At 33.7% G+C, this 21,042-nt stretch carries 18 protein-coding genes; 7 read left to right on the forward strand and 11 right to left on the reverse strand.

Annotated features, from left to right (window positions below; translation table 11 throughout):
* Positions 1-129 precede the first annotated feature (129 nt).
* The 3 genes from porG to OQ292_RS03900 form a co-directional block, all read right to left on the reverse strand.
* The gene (porG, locus tag OQ292_RS03890) at positions 130-840 is read right to left on the reverse strand and encodes a type IX secretion system protein PorG (RefSeq protein WP_284684736.1); all 711 of its coding nucleotides are present in this window, start codon (positions 838-840) and stop codon (positions 130-132) included.
* Between the two features lie 127 nt (positions 841-967).
* Positions 968-1,957, reverse strand: a complete 990-nt coding sequence (locus tag OQ292_RS03895; protein ID WP_284684737.1) for a DUF6089 family protein — start codon at positions 1,955-1,957, stop codon at positions 968-970.
* Between the two features lie 126 nt (positions 1,958-2,083).
* Positions 2,084-2,641 carry a hypothetical protein gene (locus OQ292_RS03900; RefSeq protein ID WP_284684738.1) on the reverse strand — a complete coding sequence of 186 codons (558 nt, stop codon included), beginning with the start codon at positions 2,639-2,641 and terminating at the stop codon, positions 2,084-2,086.
* A gap of 164 nt (positions 2,642-2,805) precedes the next feature.
* Here OQ292_RS03900 and OQ292_RS03905 point away from each other — a divergent pair, with 164 nt between their 5' ends.
* Positions 2,806-5,082: an NADP-dependent malic enzyme gene (locus OQ292_RS03905; protein WP_284684739.1), complete on the forward strand. Its 2,277-nt coding sequence runs from the start codon at positions 2,806-2,808 to the stop codon at positions 5,080-5,082.
* Positions 5,083-5,237: 155 nt separating this feature from the next.
* Positions 5,238-5,930 carry a class I SAM-dependent methyltransferase gene (locus tag OQ292_RS03910; RefSeq protein ID WP_284684740.1) on the forward strand — a complete coding sequence of 231 codons (693 nt, stop codon included), beginning with the start codon at positions 5,238-5,240 and terminating at the stop codon, positions 5,928-5,930.
* Positions 5,931-5,950: 20 nt separating this feature from the next.
* Here the strand turns inward: OQ292_RS03910 and OQ292_RS03915 are convergent, their stop codons facing one another.
* From OQ292_RS03915 to OQ292_RS03930, 4 genes are all read right to left on the reverse strand, one after another.
* Positions 5,951-6,715: a 3-keto-disaccharide hydrolase gene (locus tag OQ292_RS03915; protein ID WP_284684741.1), complete on the reverse strand. Its 765-nt coding sequence runs from the start codon at positions 6,713-6,715 to the stop codon at positions 5,951-5,953.
* A 135-nt stretch (positions 6,716-6,850) separates the two neighbouring features.
* Complete coding sequence (locus OQ292_RS03920) at positions 6,851-8,263, reverse strand: GAF domain-containing protein (protein WP_284684742.1); 1,413 nt, start codon at positions 8,261-8,263, stop codon at positions 6,851-6,853.
* A gap of 126 nt (positions 8,264-8,389) precedes the next feature.
* A complete protein-coding gene (gene cysS / locus OQ292_RS03925; RefSeq protein ID WP_284684743.1) occupies positions 8,390-9,880 on the reverse strand; it encodes a cysteine--tRNA ligase in 1,491 nt (496 codons plus the stop codon).
* Between the two features lie 220 nt (positions 9,881-10,100).
* The gene (locus OQ292_RS03930) at positions 10,101-10,577 is read right to left on the reverse strand and encodes a hypothetical protein (RefSeq protein WP_284684744.1); all 477 of its coding nucleotides are present in this window, start codon (positions 10,575-10,577) and stop codon (positions 10,101-10,103) included.
* A 241-nt stretch (positions 10,578-10,818) separates the two neighbouring features.
* Between OQ292_RS03930 and OQ292_RS03935 the strand changes: the two genes are divergently transcribed.
* Positions 10,819-11,880, forward strand: coding sequence for a Gfo/Idh/MocA family protein (locus OQ292_RS03935; RefSeq protein ID WP_284684745.1), 1,062 nt, complete (start codon positions 10,819-10,821; stop codon positions 11,878-11,880).
* Between the two features lie 24 nt (positions 11,881-11,904).
* A complete protein-coding gene (locus tag OQ292_RS03940) occupies positions 11,905-12,327 on the forward strand; it encodes a hypothetical protein (protein ID WP_284684746.1) in 423 nt (140 codons plus the stop codon).
* On the opposite strand, the gene OQ292_RS03945 is transcribed toward OQ292_RS03940, so the two are convergent.
* The 3 genes from OQ292_RS03945 to OQ292_RS03955 all read right to left on the reverse strand — a co-directional run bounded on the left by OQ292_RS03945 (position 12,300) and on the right by OQ292_RS03955 (position 16,577).
* Entirely contained in the window at positions 12,300-12,950 is a 651-nt protein-coding gene (locus tag OQ292_RS03945; protein ID WP_284684747.1) for a DUF7255 family protein, read from the reverse strand. The genes OQ292_RS03940 and OQ292_RS03945 overlap by 28 nt on opposite strands.
* Positions 12,950-14,752, reverse strand: a complete 1,803-nt coding sequence (locus tag OQ292_RS03950; RefSeq protein ID WP_284684748.1) for an ABC transporter ATP-binding protein — start codon at positions 14,750-14,752, stop codon at positions 12,950-12,952. Before OQ292_RS03950 ends, OQ292_RS03945 begins: the two co-directional genes overlap by 1 nt.
* A 130-nt stretch (positions 14,753-14,882) precedes the next feature.
* Positions 14,883-16,577 (reverse strand): S8 family serine peptidase, encoded by a 1,695-nt coding sequence (locus tag OQ292_RS03955; protein WP_284684749.1) that lies wholly within the window; start codon positions 16,575-16,577, stop codon positions 14,883-14,885.
* 231 nt (positions 16,578-16,808) lie between these two features.
* Here OQ292_RS03955 and OQ292_RS03960 point away from each other — a divergent pair, with 231 nt between their 5' ends.
* On the forward strand, positions 16,809-18,122 hold the full coding sequence (locus OQ292_RS03960) for a cryptochrome/photolyase family protein (protein ID WP_284684750.1): 1,314 nt from the start codon (positions 16,809-16,811) through the stop codon (positions 18,120-18,122).
* 384 nt (positions 18,123-18,506) lie between these two features.
* Here the strand turns inward: OQ292_RS03960 and OQ292_RS03965 are convergent, their stop codons facing one another.
* On the reverse strand, positions 18,507-18,911 hold the full coding sequence (locus OQ292_RS03965; RefSeq protein WP_284684751.1) for a hypothetical protein: 405 nt from the start codon (positions 18,909-18,911) through the stop codon (positions 18,507-18,509).
* 431 nt (positions 18,912-19,342) lie between these two features.
* On the opposite strand from OQ292_RS03965, the gene OQ292_RS03970 reads away from it, so the two are divergent.
* Together OQ292_RS03970 and OQ292_RS03975 are read left to right on the forward strand one after the other, a co-directional pair.
* Entirely contained in the window at positions 19,343-20,038 is a 696-nt protein-coding gene (locus OQ292_RS03970) for a CTP synthase (protein ID WP_284684752.1), read from the forward strand.
* The gene (locus OQ292_RS03975; RefSeq protein WP_284684753.1) at positions 20,039-20,983 is read left to right on the forward strand and encodes a DUF1835 domain-containing protein; all 945 of its coding nucleotides are present in this window, start codon (positions 20,039-20,041) and stop codon (positions 20,981-20,983) included.
* The last annotated feature ends 59 nt before the right edge of the window (positions 20,984-21,042 follow it).

The following is a 21,042-nucleotide window of genomic DNA, read 5'->3' on the forward strand; positions in this document are numbered from 1 at the left end:
GCATATCTTCCAGTATTATATCAATATTTACATACGTAAAATTTTAATTACAGATGTAATTATTGATAAGATAGGAAAATTACCAGAATAATAAAAGCGCTAAACGACGAACAAACACCCAATAAATGGCTATTTGACATTTAAATGCTCAGGGCATAGCAGGCTTATAAATCGATATGATAATGTAAAATTAAGATAATAGTATGAATCCAAATCAGTTCTTGAGACTCTAGTAATTCTAGGTCCAGAATCATTATCTACTATGAGATCCGTATTATCTGAAAAGGTTTTACTTGTTGAGAACTCGGCAGCAATTGTGAATTTATCATTTAAAGCTTTTTTAATTCCAACTCCAAATGGTATAACTGCATGGATAACACTTGAATTGGGAGGTGGAGCATTTCCAGTTGTTTCGGTGAGAAAATTAGCTGAAATACCTAAGCCAGCAAAAATATAAGGTGTGTAACTTTGTCTTCTAATATCTTTTCTAAAATCAAAGAAATTATATTCAATTACACTGTTAAGTTCAGTAAGTAAACTTTTAAATCCAAAGTTTCTTTGTTGTAAAAATGGATCGTTTTGATATTCATCACTACCAGAGATAGCTCCGAGCATTAAACCATTCCTTAAACTAACTGCTTCACTAAAATTAATTCTAAAAAAAATATTACCTCCTGGCCGAGTATTTTGCATTTTTACTACAGGAGCAACATCTCCCTTATAGTTAATAGCTCCTACACCAAAACCTATCTCATATTTTTGGGCTATACCATTCCCAATAAATATTATGTTTAATAAACCAAGTATAAGCAGTTGCTTGTATAAGTTTCTCTTTTCCAATGTTTCTTCTTTAGATAAAGCTAAATTCAATTAGTCAACAGGAATTAATCCAAAAAGTTAAATTCATAACTTAATAAACTAATTCCCTTAACAGTAAACTTTTTTCAAAACTAAAAGTAAAATTGCTTTATCTAAACTTTGGGGTTCTGGTTGTTGAAAAAATATAAGATACTTGAAAACCTGTCACTAAATATACATCTTTATCAGGAGAGCCTCTATAATTATTTGGCATCCCAAAGCCATTTATTGATCTATAAGTTTTACCATCAATAGGACTTACATAATCGACTACCTCGCCTAAAACTTCTGCATCACGAGTTCCTCCAGTATACATATCTGTTGTTTCCGCAGATCTATCGTGCAAAGCTCTTGCCAGATCATCTCTGAACTCGGCTGGATCCACATAATTACCGCTTACATCATCTAAATAATCTGTAAAAGTAAACCTGTACCCCATTTCAAAAGCTACATCCACTTTTCTCGAAACTCTGTATCTAACCCCTAAACCAACAGGAATTGCTAAACCAATTGGAGAATATGGCGTTAACTGATTTTCAGTCTTTAAAGGTCTAAGATCAACCCATTCTGTACCTGAAAACCCTTCTGGACGCATTGCTTGTGGGTTATGATAAAATATACCTAAACCTGCTAAAATATATGGGATTGGTTTTTCTGGCCTTCTGTATGATAAACTTGGATTTTTTATCAAGTCATAAATAACTACAGAAGATAATTCATATAGAGTATTTCTAAAATGTAGATTTCTTCTATATCTGTAATACCCTCCAGTCTCCTCGTCTTCAGGGTCTGCGCTGGCGTAGTCACTACCAGCAATTCTTCCCCATGCCGCATTTAACCTAATTGTGACACTCGGAAATATTCTTCTTTGTACAAATAATCCTATTTGAGGGCGAGTAAATTCAATATCAAAACTGGTGAGCGTGTTCTTAGGTACTATATCACCAAAATAATTTATAGTATTTGTTGATAATCCGACACTCCAGTATCTCTTCTTTTTTGTAAACTTACCACTGTATCTTCCTCGTTGGCCAAAAGATAGTTCAGAAAAAGCCAGCAAGAATACTAATACCAGCAATGGGTAAACCGAAAACTTCATGCGTTAATGTTATAAGATACTTTTTTATATTTCATTAGCTTTAAAACAGCAGAATCTCATCCATTAACGAATGGAATTACTTTTATTATCAAATATTTACACCTGATTACACTTTAAAATAACAAATTAAAACTGGAAACCCACACGGAAAACCCAAGGGCTATTGTAGATAGAATTCATAGCAGTTGTTGCCGAATAATTTAGATTATATAAGACTAATAGGTTAATTCCTCCTCGTTTTCCTATAGGTTGAAAAAGTCCTGCACCTACAAATAATGCATCATACCATTGTCTTGGACTCTCGTCACCATAACTAAAACTTAAATTTTCATATTCAACATAGGGATAGACAACCTCTGTAATATCATATCTACCAAAAACCCGGTAACCCAAAATATTAGTTTCGATTGCAGGATAATAAATCTTATTTTTTAGATACCTATAAGTCCCCCCTACTCCGCCAGAAAGCTTATCTGTAATCTTATATCCAACCAAAGGCGATACATCTACATAAGTTATATCACCAAATTGAAAACCCAAATTCCCACCAAAATACAATCTATCGATTAAGGGTATTTTATCAGGATCTTCTTCCTCTTCATTATTTGAAGATTGTGCAACAGCACCAAATGATATTAAATATAAAATGGATGAAAAAATTAAAAACTTTCCCGTTTTTTTCATTTTACCTCAATTTTGGAATAAAATAATAACACAAACTTACTCTCAACAAAGCAAGTAATTTTTCTGTTCCTCACGCCAATATAATTAATATGATGCTTTTTTGAACAGTTCCCAGCAGAAAGTGCTTTATTTGTGAAAAAACTATAAATATAATACCATAAACAATGGCTAAAAGCAAAATAAGACGCGAAGATGCACTAGAATACCATAAAAAAAACTCTCCTGGTAAAATTGAAGTAATCCCTACAAAAGATTCAAAAACACAAAGAGATTTGGCATTAGCTTACTCTCCAGGAGTTGCATTTCCATGTTTAGAAATTGCAGAAAATCCTGAAACTGTTTATGAATATACTGCAAAAGGAAACCTTGTTGCTGTTATTTCTGATGGATCTGCAGTACTTGGTCTTGGAAATATTGGCCCTGAGGCATCTAAACCCGTAATGGAAGGTAAAGGGATATTATTTAAGATATTCGCTGGAATTGACGTATTCGACCTTGAATTAAACACCAAAAGTACTGAAGAATTTATTTCTGTTGTAAAAGCATTAGAACCCACATTTGGAGGTATCAATTTAGAAGACATTAAAGCTCCAGACTGTTTTGAAATCGAGAGCAGATTAAAACAGGAAATGAACATCCCCGTAATGCACGATGACCAACATGGTACTGCAATTATTTCTGGTGCAGCACTAATTAATGCCGTTGAGGTTGTTGACAAAAAACTAAGTGAGATTAAAGTAGTTGTATCAGGTGCTGGAGCCTCAGCAATTTCTTGTATTAAAATTATTATTGAACTTGGAGTAAATAAAGAAAACATAATAGTTTGTGACAGTAGAGGAGTAATTAGAGCTGACAGAGAAGGTTTGAGCGGTTTCAAAAAAGTATATGCTACCGAAAGAGATGTAAATACTTTGGAAGAGGCTCTTAAAGGGAGTGACTTTTTCTTAGGTCTTTCTAAAGGTAATGTAATGTCTCCAGAAATGCTTTTGAGTATGGCTGAAAATCCGATCGTATTTGCTCTTGCTAATCCAGACCCTGAGATAGATTATAATCTGGCAATGGAAACAAGGAGTGATGCAATTATGGCTACAGGTAGGTCAGATTTTCCTAATCAAGTAAACAATGTATTAGGTTTCCCTTTCATTTTTAGAGGTGCACTAGATGTAAGAGCTACTGAAATTAATGAAGATATGAAACTGGAAGCAGTAAAAGCAATAGCAGCTTTAGCCAAAGCTCCTGTTCCAGATATTGTAATGAGAGCTTATAATCAAAGCAATATTTCTTTTGGTAGAGATTATATTATACCAAAACCATTTGACCCAAGATTATTAACTACTGTAACTCCTGCAGTTGCAAAAGCCGCGATTAAAAGTGGTGTTGCACAAAAGGAAATTACAGATTGGGATGCTTATGAAAGTGCATTAGTCAAAAGAATGGGTAACGATGACAATGTACTTAGGGTAATGATTAACAGAGCAAGACAAAAATCTAAAAAAATTGTTTTTGCTGAAGCTGATGATCATCGTATTTTAAAAGCAGCTCAAATTGCATTAGATGAGGGAATTTGTGAGCCTATATTATTGGGAGATGCACAAAAAATTAAAGAGATCATGAAAACACATCAAATCAAATTGGAAGATGTTGAAATTATTGATCCTAGAAGTGAAGACAGCAAAGAGTTAATTGCAAAATATGCTAAATCTTTCTTCAACAAAAGAAAAAGAAGAGGATATAACTGGTTTGAAGCTCAAGAGAAAATTAAAGGTAGAAATTACTTTGGTACCATGATGGTTGACCAAGGTGATGCAGATGCGCTAATTTCAGGTATTTCTAGAAATTATGCTAACACAATTAGACCTGCATTAGAGGTTATTGGCACATATGCTCCTGGTAAAAAAGTATCAAGTATGTACTTAATGATCACTAAAAAGGGCCCATTATTCTTTGCTGATACTACCATAATTCCAAATCCAACAGAAGAAGAACTGGTAGATATTACCAAATTAACTGCTGCTGCTGTAAAAGACAAGTTTGATATTGAACCAAGAGTTGCACTGTTATCTTACTCTAACTTTGGATCTTCTGATGATGACGAACCGAGAAGAATGAGAAAAGCTGTAGAGATACTCAAAGAAACTGAGCCAGATTTAATCGTTGAAGGTGAGATTCAAGCAAACTTTGCTTTTAACCAAGAAGCATTAAAAGAAAACTATCCATTCTCTGATTTGATAGATAATTCAGCTAATGTATTTATCTTCCCTAATCTATCTGCTGCAAATATTGCATACAAATTATTGCAGGTAATGGGAACAGCAGAAGCTGTAGGTCCAATTCTTCTTGGCATGAATAAACCTGTCCATATTTTACAAATGGGAAGTTCTGTTAGAGAAGTGCTTAATATGATAAGTATTGCCAACATCGACGCTCAAAATAGAGAGTAGTTCGAAACATTGTTTTAAAACTAAAAGGCATTTTACCTATATTTTGTAAAATGCCTTTTTTTATATCATTTCATTAAAACTTATTTGAAGTTTAAAGTAATAGATTCTGCCAACACAAGTTTTTAAAGTACGGTTAATTTTCAACTAGATCTTTTATGGCAGATACCAAAACACATCAATTACAATTAAATCAACCAAAACAAATCAATGATTCAAATCTCAGTTTTTATGAGAAAATTGACATTAATAGATTCATTGAATTTGCTAAAATAATAGGCCTTAATAATGGCGCTGATATTAAAGCAATTTATAGTGAATTCGCTGATATTAAAGTAATTGCAGAAATTGGAGCAGGATATGGGAGAGCTATCGAAGCCATAATTAATGAAAGTTTTCAAGGGAAAATTTATGCAGTAGAAAGAGTAGCTCACTTAGTTTCATATATGAAACATCAATTTGCATCAAACGAACATGTGGAAATAATACATGATGATGCTAAAAAACTAAAACTGCCCGAAAAAATAGATTGTTTTTTATGGCTTTGGTCGGGGATAATGGAGCTTTCTCTAGATGAACAGGAAAATGCTCTAAAAGAGCTTAAAAATCAACTTAATCCAGGTGGAAAAGTAATTATTGAAACTCCTTATGAAAAAGTAAAATACATAGGAGAAAAATCACCAGATAACTTTGTGAAATTTGAAACTAATTGGGGAAAATTAGAAGCCTACCTTTCCACACTTGAAGAGTTACAAGGTATTTGTGAAAAAGCAGGCTTTAAAAGTATCAGAACCAAGCTTTATAATACAGACAGTGATTTAACACGTATTTTTTACATCTACACCATCTAATTTTTAGCCTATTTAAATTTTTACAATTCTCTTATCCAAATATTTCTATAGCTAACAGGATTACCATGATCTTGTAATTTTATTGGTAACTTATCTGCATGTGCCTTATAGTTTGGTATTCCAATATATTCGGTTGGTCCTCTTAAAGCAAAATGGTTTTGTACAAGTACTCCATTATGTAAAACAGTAATAGTTGCTGGTTTTGTTACAATACCAGCAGAGTTAAAAATGGGAGCACTAAAAATCACATCATAAACTTCCCACTCTGTTGGAGCTTTGGTTGCATTTACCAATGGAACTGATTGCTTATAAATACTAGCAGCTTGTCCATTTGTGTAAGTTTTGCTTTCGTAAGAATCTAATACTTGTAACTCGTACATTCCCATTAAGAAAATACCACTGTTACCTCTACCCTGTCCTTCACCAACAATTTCTTGAGGCGATCTCCATTCGATGTGTAACTGAACATCTCCAAAAGCTTGTTTAGTTTGGATGTCACCAGTGCCTTTTTCTACTACAAAAATACCATCAGTAACTTTCCATTTTGGAAAACTACCATCTTTTGCACTTTGCCACATATCTAAATCTTTTCCACCAAACAATACTATAGCATCTGAGGGTGGATCTAAAGTAGTTTTTCCTGGGTCAACTTTTGGTGGTACTGGCTCATAAAACTCAGTTGCTTCTGGTGGTAATTGTTTTGTTTCAGTCTGGCAGAAAGCTAGTCCAGTTGATAAAATAAAGGCAGTAAAAAATAAGGTGATTATGCGAAGTCTTGTTCTCATTTTCTTTTTTGAATATTTATTAATACAATTCTATTTGTCAAGCATAATAAATATTCATGAAATATCAGAAAGAATTAAGGAGCAATTCTTTTAGAACAAGAAAAGTAGATGCTAAAAAGGTAATGAAATAAAAATTTAAGCAGGTTTCTCTGTATCTGATTGATTTAGCTTTAATTCTAACTGCTCAATTTTTTCGAGATAATATTTTTCTTTGTGCTCCATCTCTTCCTTGGTAGCTTGTAGTTCTTCAAAGCTATTTCGAAGTTCTGTTTCTTGTAAGCGAAGTGTTTGAGTAGCACTTTCTGTTTCTTCAAGTAATTTTTTAGTTTGCTCTGTTGTACGTCTGTTGGCGATAAACACAGCAAGTGATTCTGCTATTTTTTGCAGATAATCTATATGATGTTTCTCAAAAACATCAAAGCTAGCTAGTTCAATAATTCCTTCTACTTTATTATTAACCTTAAGTGGCATTAAAATTAATGAGCTTGGAGTAGCTTCTCCTAAACCAGATGTAATTTCAATATAATCATCTGGCACTTCTGTAAGATGAATAAAAGTACCTTCCAAATAGCATTGACCTAGTAAGCCTTCTCCTTCGTCAATATTTTGCTCTACAAACTTTTTCCTCCCATAAGCATAGCATCCTTTCAAATGAAGTGAGACTATTTCTTCAGTAGCATCTGCTACATAAAACCCTCCTTGATTCGCATCAAGATATTTCACAATATCGGTAATTACACCTGAATAAATATCTTCGTAATCGTTGTCTCTTAAAATCTGACTTAATTCTGCTATCCCTTTGGTTACCCAATTTCTTCTTTCATCTTCTTGTCGAGCTACCTCTAATTCTTCTAGCGATCTTTTAAGCGTTTCCTCATTTTTATGAAGGTTAGAGTTTTTGTCTTCTGCATCTTTCAACAAATTATCATTAATCTTCTCATATTGCTTATTTAGGTTTAATAAGAATAGAAAAGTACCTAATTGCAACACAATTAGCAGAATCATGTCTTCTGCTACAGTAGATTGATATTCATCTTCAATACCCAACTCTTCGCTACTAATACCAAACATATCGTGAATATCTTCGAAGAAAAATCCTGCTCCTAAAGGGAAAATTAAAGCTAAAAACAATGACTTCTTTTCATCAAAAGTAAAAAGTGTCATTGGTAATGCGATTAAGCTCACCATAAGCATTCTTGGTGATACATAATGCACCATGCCTATGTTATCTGGCGAATTAAGCTTTATAGAAATGTTTAAAAATATTAGACCTAATAATGGCGCTATACTCACCAAAAACCTAGATACTTTTGTAAATCCGTTTTTATTGAGAAAATAAATAGAAGACACCAGCACCAACATAGTAAATGTTGGTGCAACATTAGCACCTGGTCCAGATAAAAGAATAATTGTAAATGAAATTGCAATTATCCCTATAACTAAAGCGAATTGATTTGATAGCATTACCCGTTTCTGTATGGGGAAGGGCATGCCATCTATCACTCCAGCTAGTGAAATATAATTCCAAAAATTACGTAGCCAATTCATTAAACAGAAAAATCTTACGTAGTATTAAAGCAGAATCTGTTTAGATAGTATCTGGAGAGGCAATTGGTTTAAAAAAAAATCCGTCTCTGTTAAAGACGGATTCATTATGTTAGAATAGATATTTTTTTATTCCTCATAAGCCCATTCAATTCTGTCTTTCATATCTTTAACAGAAAGGCCCATTTCTTTTAGTTTCGCTCTAATCACATCAACTTTATCGTAATCTTTTGCCTGTTTAGCAGTCTTGTAATCTTCCAATACAATATCAATTGCATTTTCGAGGTTTTGAGGCTTTTCTTCTACCAAACCTAATACATCGTGCGAAATAGTTGTAAAAGTTGATATCATACGGTCAAATGTATCTTTATCCAAAGATTCTGGTTGCAATTGCCCCAAATGTATTGAATTCAGTTTCTTTTGCATATTAAATAAACCAGCAATAGCTACAGCAGTATTGAGGTCATCATTTAAACCTCTGTAAATACTATCTACTATGCTGTTTATCTGAGAAATTGCTTTTTCATTTTTGTCTACTGTTGCACTTTCATCATACTTTAGATCTTTGGCAATTCTAAGACCGTTCATTAATTTCCTATATGCTTTAGAAGCTGCTTTCAATGCATCATTAGAAATATCCATTGTACTTCTATAATGTGCCTGCAACATGGCAAATCTCAAAGTCATTGGAGAGTAAGCTTGATCTAGTAATTCATGATTACCTGTAAAAAGCTCGTCAGGTAATATGCTATTACCTAAAGACTTACTCATTTTTTGCCCATTAATCGTCAACATATTTGCATGCAACCAGTATTTAACTGGATGTACGCCATTTGCCGCAGTTCCTTGGGCAATTTCACATTCGTGATGAGGAAATTTTAAATCTAAACCACCACCGTGGATGTCAAAAGTTTTACCCAAATATTTATGGCTCATTACAGAGCACTCAAGGTGCCAGCCTGGAAAGCCAGTACTCCATGGAGAATCCCAACGCATAATATGTCCACCAGTAGCTCGCTTCCAAAGAGCAAAATCAAAAGATTCTTGCTTTTCATCTTGTCCATCTAAATCGCGACTACCAGCTAATAATTCATCTATATTTCTGCCAGATAGTTCTCCGTATTTATATTGATCGTTATATTTTCTAACACTAAAATACACTGAGCCATTTACCTCATAAGCCATTCCTTTTACAAGCAATTCTTTAATCATAGAAATTTGCTCTAATAGATGTCCCGTTGCAGTAGGTTCTATACTAGGAGGCAAATTATTGATTCTTGCCATTACATCATGGAAATCTGTAGTATACCGCTGTACAATCTCCATCGGCTCTAGGTTTTCTAGCTTGGCTATTTTACCTATTTTATCTTCACCATCGTCTGCATCGTTCACCAAATGACCTACATCAGTTATGTTTCTTACATATCTAACTTTATATCCTAGGTGCTTCAAATATCTGAAAAGAATATCGAATGAAGTAAATGTGCGTACATTTCCAAGATGTACATTATTGTAAACTGTCGGGCCACAAACATACATCCCAACAAAAGGAGGATTTATAGGTTCAAAAACAACTTTCTCCCTACTAAGTGTATTATATAATCTCAGTTTTTGCTGCATGAAGGCAAAATTAGTAAAAGCTCAATAATTATTCAGAATAAAATAAATGTACAAAAATCAATTTCTAAAAAATTGATTAAAACGTAAATATATTAAAGCTTTTAAACCAGTCAATTTCACTATAGGTTCAGACGGTGTCAATATCTTACCAATAACTTTTTATAAAAGACAAAAAAAAACCGGTCTCGTTGGAAACCGGCTTGCTAAATATTTCAAAAATTCAATTTAAGTCCCATTCATTTTCCAGAACCATTAAGGCTTTTTCGTTGGTTGGGTCCATCCGAATAACTATCTCAGCATAAGCTTTACCAAATTCTTTTGGTAACATGCCACCTTCATAGAAACTAAGAGCTTCTTCTTTTAATTTCCAATCGCTATTATCCTTTTCGATAGCTTTTAAAAGATGGTTTAGCGCCTTATACTTGTAGTTAGGCTTTGTTTTGGATAGATTATCTGCTGATTTGTAAGACAATTTATGCCATAAAGAACCATTTTTTTGGTTGCCAAGCATAAATGTACAAAATGAGTAAGCCTGGTCGTGATCCAGATCTTTACTTTCATTTTCAATGAGATAGACTAATTCATCTGAATAGTTTTCATCTTTGATGATAGCTGATACAGCAGAAAACTTTTGCTGATTAATTAGATTTACTAGCTGAATATCTGATTCAGCAGTTACTTCTGCATGTGTTCTCATATGCAAGTTTTTACAATTAGTTATTATTTTTTGTTTATTGGTATTTGACTAATGTATGCAAATTCCAAACCAGTGCAAAATATTTTAATTCTTTGCTATTTTTAAGGGCGACATCTATCAAATTGACAAAAGATGTCACACTATTTTGATATAATTTCAAGGGATTTCAAATACCCCCTTTTTTAATGAATTAACTAGTACAATTTAAATTGCATTAAACTCATAAATAATTAAAATTTCAATGGATAATAAACTGAGAGTATTAGTAGTAGGATGTGGTAATATGGGTGCCTCACACGCAAGAGCGTACCATAAAATACCTCAATTTGAGATTGTAGGATTGGTTAGTAGAACACCAGAAAGTAGAAAAGAACTCACCGAAGAATTAGGTGGTGTACCAGGCTATAACTCCTTTGAAGAAGCCCTCGAAATTACCAAACCAGATGCCGTTTCAATCAGCACTTACCCAGATACGCATGCCGATTATGTTATAAAAAGTCTTAATGCAGGAGCTCATGTTTTTGTAGAAAAACCTCTCGCCCTAACTGTAGAACAAGCACAACAAATTGTAGACAAAGCTCTCTCAGTAAATAAAAAAGTGGTAGTTGGTTACATCTTAAGAGTACACCCAGCTTGGAAGAAATTTATAGAAACTGCTCAAACTCTCGGAAAACCGCTAGTTATGAGAATGAACCTAAACCAACAAAGTAGTGGCAAAACATGGGCAACTCATCTCAACCTTATGAAATCTATGTCTCCTATTGTTGACTGTGGAGTGCATTATGTAGATGTTATGTGCCAGATGACAGAATCAAAGCCAGTAAGTGTAAACGCTATTGGTGCAAAGCTTACTGATGAAGTTGCTGACGATATGTATAACTATGGGCACTTACAAGTAACTTTTGAAGATGGTTCTGTTGGATGGTATGAAGCAGGTTGGGGACCAATGATTAGCGAAACAGCTTTCTTTGTGAAAGATGTAATGGGACCAAAAGGTGCTGTTAGTATTGTTGAAAAAACAGGAAGCTCAGATGATATTGACCTTCATTCAAAAACAAATTCATTAAAACTTCATCATGGCAAATTAGGGCCGGATAGAAAGTTTGAAAAGCAGGATGAATATATTAGCACAGAAGATGAACCAGATCATCAGGGACTATGCGATCTTGAACAGGAATATTTCCTAAAAGCCATTCAAGAAAACCTTGATCTTACTGCTCACTTAAATGATGCAGTTAATAGCTTGAAAATCGTAATGGCTGCTGATGAAGCTTTTAAAACGGGAAAAACTGTATTCCTTTAATTTCAAAGTGTTAAGAAATTGGCGATGAAATACAGTAATATTTTTGATACTGGTTGGTCTAGATACCTTATCATGCTTCTGTTATTTCCATTCCTTGCTCAAGATTTATTATTTGAACTGCCCGTGTTTTTGCAAAAGTCACGGGCAGATAATCTTGCGGGAACCACTACAGGCAGAATTGTCTCTATTACCCCTGATAGTACCTTGCATCAAACTGTAGATGGCAATCGAATCGTATTACAGGGATACAAAGTAAAATACTCTTTTACTTATAATAATGAGACATTTTTTGGTGAGACCTATATTAACAATGGCACAACTCAACGTGGCAAAGTTCAACGAATGCTTTTTGAGAGTAAAGATGATTTAACGATAAAATACAATCCTAATAAACCTGAAATAAATACCATTGCTACTTCTTATGAAGATATTTTTCTGTCTATGTAGTTCTGTAAAGATTTTAACTGATCAGATGACCCACCCATAAGAATATCTCCAATTTTGTATAATTGACGGTTTATCATCATTTGTTGGAAAATAGAAATTCTAAAGATTTTCTTATTTAAAGCTAAGGCAGAGGCATCTTGTAAAAAATCTCTGTATGCTCTTAATTTCCAAGCAGGTGAACCATTTTTAGCAAAATCTCCTCGTTCTTCTGCTCTACCAAATTGTTTTTCTGCAAATGAAGATGTCCAATTGTTACCAGCCAAACCAGCCTTTACACACTCGCTTTCATTCTTTCTGCAAAAGTTTCTGTATGGCTCAATCGGAAAATCTGGCAAATTGGTATAAATCTCACTTCTCAGTGTTTGCATTCTATATCTATTAAAATGCAAAGCATCATCTAACTGAATAATAAAATCGTTTTCAAGAACTATTTGCCAATTTTCTGCTTTAATAAACGGCTCATTAAACTGTCCGCCTAAACTTTTATAGCATTCAATTACTTGCTCTTTGTAAGCAGTTCCTTTTATTGTATCCCAGGCAGGTTCATCTATACTATGAGAAGATAAGATTCTATGGTTCTCTTCAATTAGTGCTATAAGTCTTTCTAATCTGTAACTTTCCATCAGGTATTTTCTTCTTTAAAAACAATTCCAGTCTGTACATTCCACAATTCTGCATAGAGCCCTTTTTGCTCAAGCAAAGTATCATGTGTACCACTTTCAATAATTTCACCTTCCTTCAAAACTAATATTTTATCTGCATGTCTAATAGTAGAGAGTCTGTGTGCAATAATTAAAGCAGTTTTACCAGCTACCAATTGATAAATATTTTCTTGGATAGCTCGTTCGGTTTCTGTATCAACAGAGCTAGTTGCTTCATCTAAAATGAGAATCGGAGCATCTTTCAAAATTGCTCTGGCAATGCTAATTCTCTGCCTTTGACCACCTGATAATTTTATACCTCTCTCGCCAACAATAGTATCGTACCCTTTAGGCAAAGAAATAATGAAATCGTGTAGCTGCGCTTTACGGCAAGCTGAAATAATAGCTTCCTCTGAGAAATTCATTCCATAGGAAATATTTTCAAGTATGGTTCCATGAAACAAATAAACATCCTGACTCACCAAAGCAATGTTGCTTCTTAAGCAATGGAAAGAAAGGTCTTTGATATTATGATTATCAAGCAGAATGGCTCCTTCTTTTACATCATATAACCTCAGTAAAAGTTTGATAAGTGTAGTTTTTCCTCCACCTGTCTGCCCTGCAATACCAATTGTTTTACCAGCTTCTAGCTTCTCATTCAGCGTTTTAAGCACAGGTATACCTTCGGTATAATAAAATGATACATTATTAAAAGTTATCTCTCCTGCTGCTTTACCAAAATCAATGGCGTTCGCTTTTTCTGTAACTTCAGAAGGTGTATCCATCAAAGTAAAAATTCTTCTAGCACTGGCTTTAGCTCTTTCAAACTCATCGAAAATAGCCCCCATCCTTGTAACTGGCCAAAGCAAACGCTGAAGCATTAATGCATACAAAGCAATATCACCCACGCTTATTTTATCCATGTCTTCAAGTATGTACCAAGAACCTAAAAGAATTCCACCAGCAAGCCCCAGAGCAATTAACATTCTAATAGTTGGTGTGTAGAGAGAATTGTATTTAATAGCAGCATAGTTTGCTTGCTTATATTCCAAAGAAGCATCTGCCACTCGCTTTTCTTCAAACTTTTCAGCGGTAAAACTTTTAATTACAGCAATACCAGAGATGTTGTTTTCTAATCGACTGCTAAGCTCACCTACCGCTTCTCTTATCCTTTTATATTTTGGTGAAATAATACGCTGATAAATGAAACTTCCCCATACGATAAGTGGAATTGGAATAATACCAATAATCGCCATCCAAAAATCTACACCAAACAATGCTAATCCTGAAAAGGCAAACAGAGTTATTAATTGGAGAATCTGATTCACATTATCATTTAGAAAGCGCTCTAACTGGTTAATATCATCATTGAGCATGGCAATGAGGTTGCCTGTTCTGTTAGATTCGAAATATGAGATTTCGCGCTCTTGCATTTTTCTATATGCATCCATTCTTAAATCGTGCTGCACTCGCTGAGCAAGCTTAAGAAAGCCGTTTTTCAACATCCACTCTGTGAGACTTTCTAAACCAAAAATCAACACAAAAAACAATGAGATTAAAACAGCCTGCATAAATAAATCATTGCCAGACATGGCTATTAGCCAATTGGGAGATTCTTTGTTCAGAACATCTACCGACCAGCCTACCATAATTGGCGGCATTAAATCAAACATTTTGTGAATAATGCTCGAAGCTGAAGCAAAGATGAGTAAGCCCTTGTAGTTTTTAAGGTAATTGAATAATCGGAACATGGGCCGAAAAGTGGCTTTTCGGTTTTCTTGCATGAAATGCTTTGTGTCTTGTTTATAGAAAAGATAAGATTTATTCTAAAATACCAAGTTTTAGATATTTAAGAATTGTGAAATTAATATAGTACTCGAAATTAGAAAACCTAAACCTTAAAATATCTGCTATTTAGTTTTTTATCACCTTTCTATAGGCAGAGCCAACATTTCCAGAAACTCCCAAAATCATCATACCTTTTGATATATTTATTAATTCACTTTCTTTTAAAATGAGGTAATTATCTGTAACGGTTGTATTTTTCTTAAAAAGTATTTTCCCCATTAAATCATAAATTCTCACCTCAACATCATTCCCAATTAGCTCTGTAGGTAAAGCAATTTGTAATGAGGTAGCAAATGGAATTGGATACATCTGAAATTCGAAGCTATTTATTTGATCACTAGCAGATAATACTGTGGAAAGTCTTCTAAAATCTGGTACACCATAACCAAGCTCGTTATCTGGGTTTTCATATTGCGATGAAATTGACTTGATGGTATCTAACAATTGCATATTGGTTAATTCTGGTCTTGCTTGCCAAATGCCAGCGGCTAAACCTGCAATGATAGGTGCTGAAAATGAAGTACCGTTAGAAGAAGTTATATTACCAGAACCGCTACCTACCACAGTTGAACTACCTTGTGCAGTAACATCGGGTTTTATTCTTCCATCAGCACTGGGACCAACAGAGGAAAAAGCAGCATATGACTGAACTGAATTTACTGCCCCTACGGCTAAAACAGAATCACCATCTGCTGGAGGAGTAATTGAACCCCAAGGGTCATTGCCCTCATTGCCAGCACTAGAAACTATAAACATACCTGTAGAAGCTGCAAAATCTGCGGCAATTGTAATGAATGCCGTTTCTCCGTCCAGATCGTCCTGTGTATAATTATCAAGCTCATCATCAAATATATTATACCCTACCGATGAATTGATAATATCTGCACCAATGCTATCTGCATATTCTGCTGCAACAAGCCAGTAAAATTCTTCCAATCTCGATTCATTAGATACATCTTCACTTCTAAGTAAAACGTAATCAGCTTTGTAAGCACTACCAATTAAACTTCCAGGCGTGTTACCTGCCATTGTTGAAAGTACTTGCGTTCCATGGTTATGATCATCATATACATTTTCTTCTCTTTCTACAAAATCATAAGTGTTCAGAATTTGATCATTTATAAAAAGAGAATCAAATACAGTAATTTCATCTGCATTGTTAAATCCACCATCTAACACCGCAATCAACATTCCCTCACCTTTATATCCCATAGCATGCATGGTAGGCACTCCAAGCATTTCGAGTTGGTTATAGGAGTTTCCATAATCCAAATCTGTTTCAAGTTTTTTGTTAGCCGTTGAAATATGTTTTTCTTCAGTCGAAGAAAATGAAGAAATACTCAAAGTACCCAAGTTTATATTACTTTCTTTTATGAAGGTGAAATTTTGGATAGTTTCAAAAACTGCTTCGTCGTCTACTTCAACCAAAACCCCGTTGAGCCATTTTGTGGTGTAAAGAACTGTTGCTCCTGCCTCAACCATAGAATCAAGATATACACTACTCACTGGCAAATCGCGCTCGTTTAAACTGATTCCCTGCTTTTCTCTTCTTAGAATTGCTCTTTCTGTTAAAAACTCTTCAGCATCACTTATTGTAAATGCAGAGCCGACTTTGTCATTAAAGAAAAATACAGCTTTTGATTGAGCAAAAGATAGATTAGAGCTAAATGTTAAGAGAAAAAGCAAACAGCAAAGTACTGCTCTTTTATCCGTAAAAAAGATTTTTTTCAATGTAGTTAGCAGAAAAAATGGTTGGTGCATCTAAACAAAAAGATTAAAAAAACATTTAGGTTGTCAAAAAAGACATAGTGTTAGTGTATAGTAACAGTATTTAAATACTTAATTAATAGACAAAAGTTTACAATTGTACTCAACAGACCTCTAAAAAGATATAGCACAATAGGTAGGAGTAAATTTACACATTTAGATTTTACATTACTGCAACTGTCTTTTTAAAGAAGTTTTACACTAGAACCCGTTTCAATAATTTATATGAAAATTTCCATTTTCTGGCATAGAAGAGATATAAGATTAGCAGATAATGCCGGACTTTACCATGCACTCAAATCAGATTATCCTGTTTTACCAATATTCATTTTTGATACAAACATATTGGATGACTTAGAGGATAAGCAAGATAAAAGGCTTGTGTTTATACACGATTACCTTCAAAAATTAGATGAGAAACTACAAGAAAATAAATCTGCTTTATTGGTAAAGTATGGAACACCTAAAGAAGTATGGGAAGACTTGCTCAAAGATTTTGACATTGCGGAAGTATACACCAACAGAGACTACGAACCTTACGCAAAAGAAAGAGATGAGGAGATAGGCAAACTATTAAGTAAAAAAGACATCCCCTTTAAAACATTTAAAGACCAATGTATTTTTGAAAAAGATGAAGTTGTAAAAAATGATGGCGGCCTTTACACTGTATTTACTCCTTATAGCAAAAAGTGGCATGAAAAACTCAAACTAAAAAAGAGTGATTTTTATGTACGTTCCTACCCTACAGAAAAGTATTTCAATAATTTCTATCAAACCAAACCTTTTAAAATTCCATCATTAAAAGACATTGGTTTTGAAGATATAGAAACTGAATTTCCGGATAGGTCGATTGAAAGCAAAACGCTTAATGCTTATGCCGACAAAAGAGATTACCCAGCAATAAAAGGCACAAGTAGGCTAAGTGTACACTTGCGATTTGGCACTGTAAGTATTAGACACTTAGCCCAGCGAGGTTTAAGACATAGCGATACTTGGCTAAACGAGCTCATATGGAGAGATTTTTATATGATGATTCTAGACCATTTCCCCCATGTGGTTAAGCAAAACTTTAACAAAAAATACGATGCTTTAAAGTGGCGAAATAACGAAAAAGAATTTGAGGCTTGGTGTAAAGGTAAAACCGGTTACCCAATAGTCGATGCAGGCATGCGAGAACTCAACGAAACTGGCTTTATGCATAACAGAGTAAGAATGATTACAGCGAGTTTTTTAACAAAGCATTTACTTATAGACTGGAAATGGGGCGAGGCTTACTTTGCTCAAAAGTTATTAGACTACGATTTATCTGCCAATAATGGCGGTTGGCAATGGGCAGCAGGAACTGGCACCGATGCCCAACCTTATTTTAGAATTTTTAACCCCTACTCCCAAACAGATAAGTTTGACAAGGATAAAAAGTACATAAAGAAATGGGTTACTGAGTTTGGAACAGATAAATATCCAGAACCGATTGTAGACCATAAAGAGGCTAGAGAAAGAACATTAGATAGCTACAAAAAAGCATTGGGAAAAGACTAATAAACAACTGTAGCAACAAAGTGTGGTTAATGCTCTACAGTTTGACTGTTAATTAGTTTTAAATAAAAAAAATGAGGTAATAATAAAACGCTTCCAGAAGGCTTTTAGAGAGGAAATATGCGTTCTGTGAAATTTGTTTGAATTTATGGCAACTGATTTGCAGCAGTAAGGATGTAAGATTCGTATAAATATTAAAACTAAAATTCATTCACATAACGCTATGAAAATTTCAATGAAAGCCATAATGGTAAGATTAATAGGAGCAATATTATTTGCATGTTTGCTCATCATCGCCAGCGAAAAAGTTATATTGCACATTGCAATGAATTAAGACCTTTTTTACCCAAAAGGTAAGAAAGGCTTAATTCCTTTTCTTATTCTTTTTTAAGACGCGTACAGAGACTTTAACAAGTTAAAAAGTACGACCATCTCCATTGCTTGATCATCCGAATTCATTATGTGAAGCACATTATTTGTTTTAAATAATAATTCTCCACTATTCCAAGCTTCATAGCTTTCAGTTCCATCTACAGTTAAAAAGTAAATAAAACTATCTCCTTCGTCAGAATACTGATACCCTATTTCAGAATTCTTAATATCCATCTTTACTCCGTTCAAAGTGAGCAGTCCTTCTTCATTAATAGTTACTCCTCCCTGCAAATGCTGGAAGTAATACGTTTTCAAATTAATTTCTGTAAGGATTTCGTTTTTTGGATTGTCTTGAGCAAAAATTTTTGAAGAGCTACATACGAAGGCAAGCATTATAAATGCAAAGAAAATCTGTCTCATCTGGAAGTGTTTATAGTTCAGTTAATTAATAAGTATTAGGCACGAATGCTTAATGTAAGTTTCTTATCAAATATACACTTCTATTATATTAAAGATTTATCCATTAAGCTTTGTTAGTGAAGATTTACGGGTATTCACAAGATAAAAAAATCATAAAATAACCATAAATAAGCAGGTAACATTCTCATCTAAAATCAACTTATAAGTATCCTTTTTTACCTTCCTATTGACACAATAAAGCTTATTAACATTCTTTTATGCACATTTTTCTCTAAAAATTTGTTTCAAAACAAATACTGAGAAAAACTTTGTCTTAACAATAAATCCTGTTAGATTTAGATAGAATCAGCTCCTATCACTAAAAGAAAAAAGACAAATAAGTCTTTTAGTTAGGTGATAAGTAAAATGATAAAATTAATTGTAATGAGGTTATGGAAGATATAATAAAAATAGCGTTCATCGGGCATTACAGAGAAAATTATCTTCCCCATATTTCTGCTGAAAAAGCATTATTTGAAGCGTTCGAACATCTTGAAGTTGCATATCGAAGCTCGTGGATAACTGCTGAAACTGCTATAAAGGAAGAAGAAATTAATCAATACAATGCGTTCTGGTTAATATCAGACCCGGGAAATTTCACTGATGAAGCCATCAGTCTTTTAGAGGAAATACGCAAGCGCGATATTCCATTACTGGCAACCGGAACAGCCTTTAAATCTGTTATTGTTGAGTTTGTAAGAAACATCATTCAAGATAATAATGAAGAATCTTATCTTGATTACTATGATGATATTACAGACTATAAAAATGTATCTGTTAAAATTACTTCTGGTACTTTAGCAGAGAGAATTTATTTAAAAGATTCTACTTTTAATCAAACCAACTGTTCTTTTGGTGTAAAGAAAGAAACCATTCAACACCTAGAAGAAGCAGGCTTAACATTTTCTGGTAAAGACGAAGATGGTGATATTAAAATAGTTGAGTTACCATTAAATCATTTTTACCTGTCAACACTTTACTTACCCCAATTAAACTCTGAGAGCAAGAGCCCAAGTAAATTAATTACGGCTTTTGTAAAAGCAGGAATTCTGCACTTTTTGAGTAAAAATAGCATTATTGCCAAATAGATGCCTAACACCATTCAGTACCATATTTTTAATGGAGATAGCAGCAAAGAAGCATTTCTGCACTCTCCATTAAATTCTGATGCGCATGTAAAAATTGCGTGGAGAGAAATGCTTTGCGAAGGTCCAGTAAACGAGCCGATATTGAGCGATGCTTTTTTTTATACCAGAGCAAAGTATTTACATGAAACTTATGGTATAGATTTGAATGACTTTGAAAATGGCAAAAGTGAGCTATTAAGAATTACTCAAATTTCTGCTGATGCAGATATTACACTTTGGTTTGAGTATGATTTGTTTTGCCAGTTAAATATGATGGCTACACTTAGCTATTTAGCAGGCAAACATACAAACATATACTTGGTATGTGCTGGAGTTGAAGAAGGTAAAAAAGGCTTACAAACTTTAGGGCATTATAAACCAGACGATTATCCTCAATTATTTGCAAGAAGGATAAAGCTCTCTCAAGCAGATATTACTTTTGCACAAAATGTTTGGCAAGCTTATGCTTTTGGTACTCCTGAAAAATTAGAACAACTACTTAGAAGAAATACACCAGATACTTTTCCCTATCTAAACAGTGCTATTAAAGCACATTTTAAAAGATTCCCATCAACTACAAATGGCTTGTCTGAAGCCCAACATAAAATTCTAACTTTTGCATCTAATGAAAAGCTAAGTAAAAACCAGTTGGTTGGTAAACTGCTTCGTTCTGAAAACACCTTGGGTTTTGGAGACTTACAATATTTTCATTTGATAGATAACTTAAGTATTCTGCTCAAAATAGAAGAAGAACGTGTTACAATCAATAATACTGGAAAAGAAATTTTATCGGGTAAAAAAGATTTTACACAAATTTCAGATAAGCAATATTATTTAGGAGCGGTATTAAACAACAATTATCGCTGGGATGATACTTATAAAAAGTTAATACCTCTAAGTTCTTAATCTTTTCACAAGGATATTTTTGGATTCTTTTATAAGGGGATTTTCTTTGCACTTTAATC

The organism is Chondrinema litorale, from assembly GCF_026250525.1.
Classification (GTDB): Bacteria; Bacteroidota; Bacteroidia; order Cytophagales; family Flammeovirgaceae; genus Chondrinema; species Chondrinema litorale.

Coding starts and splice junctions, on each gene's coding strand:
- OQ292_RS03895 (WP_284684737.1), bottom strand. CDS start 1,957: ATGAAGTTTTCGGTTTACCCATTGCTGGTATTAGTATTCTTGCTGGCT.
- OQ292_RS03900 (WP_284684738.1), bottom strand. CDS start 2,641: ATGAAAAAAACGGGAAAGTTTTTAATTTTTTCATCCATTTTATATTTA.
- OQ292_RS03905 (WP_284684739.1), top strand. CDS start 2,806: ATGGCTAAAAGCAAAATAAGACGCGAAGATGCACTAGAATACCATAAA.
- OQ292_RS03910 (WP_284684740.1), top strand. CDS start 5,238: ATGGCAGATACCAAAACACATCAATTACAATTAAATCAACCAAAACAA.
- OQ292_RS03915 (WP_284684741.1), bottom strand. CDS start 6,715: ATGAGAACAAGACTTCGCATAATCACCTTATTTTTTACTGCCTTTATT.
- OQ292_RS03920 (WP_284684742.1), bottom strand. CDS start 8,263: ATGAATTGGCTACGTAATTTTTGGAATTATATTTCACTAGCTGGAGTG.
- cysS (WP_284684743.1), bottom strand. CDS start 9,880: ATGCAGCAAAAACTGAGATTATATAATACACTTAGTAGGGAGAAAGTT.
- OQ292_RS03930 (WP_284684744.1), bottom strand. CDS start 10,577: ATGAGAACACATGCAGAAGTAACTGCTGAATCAGATATTCAGCTAGTA.
- OQ292_RS03935 (WP_284684745.1), top strand. CDS start 10,819: ATGGATAATAAACTGAGAGTATTAGTAGTAGGATGTGGTAATATGGGT.
- OQ292_RS03940 (WP_284684746.1), top strand. CDS start 11,905: ATGAAATACAGTAATATTTTTGATACTGGTTGGTCTAGATACCTTATC.
- OQ292_RS03945 (WP_284684747.1), bottom strand. CDS start 12,950: ATGGAAAGTTACAGATTAGAAAGACTTATAGCACTAATTGAAGAGAAC.
- OQ292_RS03950 (WP_284684748.1), bottom strand. CDS start 14,752: ATGCAAGAAAACCGAAAAGCCACTTTTCGGCCCATGTTCCGATTATTC.
- OQ292_RS03955 (WP_284684749.1), bottom strand. CDS start 16,577: ATGCACCAACCATTTTTTCTGCTAACTACATTGAAAAAAATCTTTTTT.
- OQ292_RS03960 (WP_284684750.1), top strand. CDS start 16,809: ATGAAAATTTCCATTTTCTGGCATAGAAGAGATATAAGATTAGCAGAT.
- OQ292_RS03965 (WP_284684751.1), bottom strand. CDS start 18,911: ATGAGACAGATTTTCTTTGCATTTATAATGCTTGCCTTCGTATGTAGC.
- OQ292_RS03970 (WP_284684752.1), top strand. CDS start 19,343: ATGGAAGATATAATAAAAATAGCGTTCATCGGGCATTACAGAGAAAAT.
- OQ292_RS03975 (WP_284684753.1), top strand. CDS start 20,039: ATGCCTAACACCATTCAGTACCATATTTTTAATGGAGATAGCAGCAAA.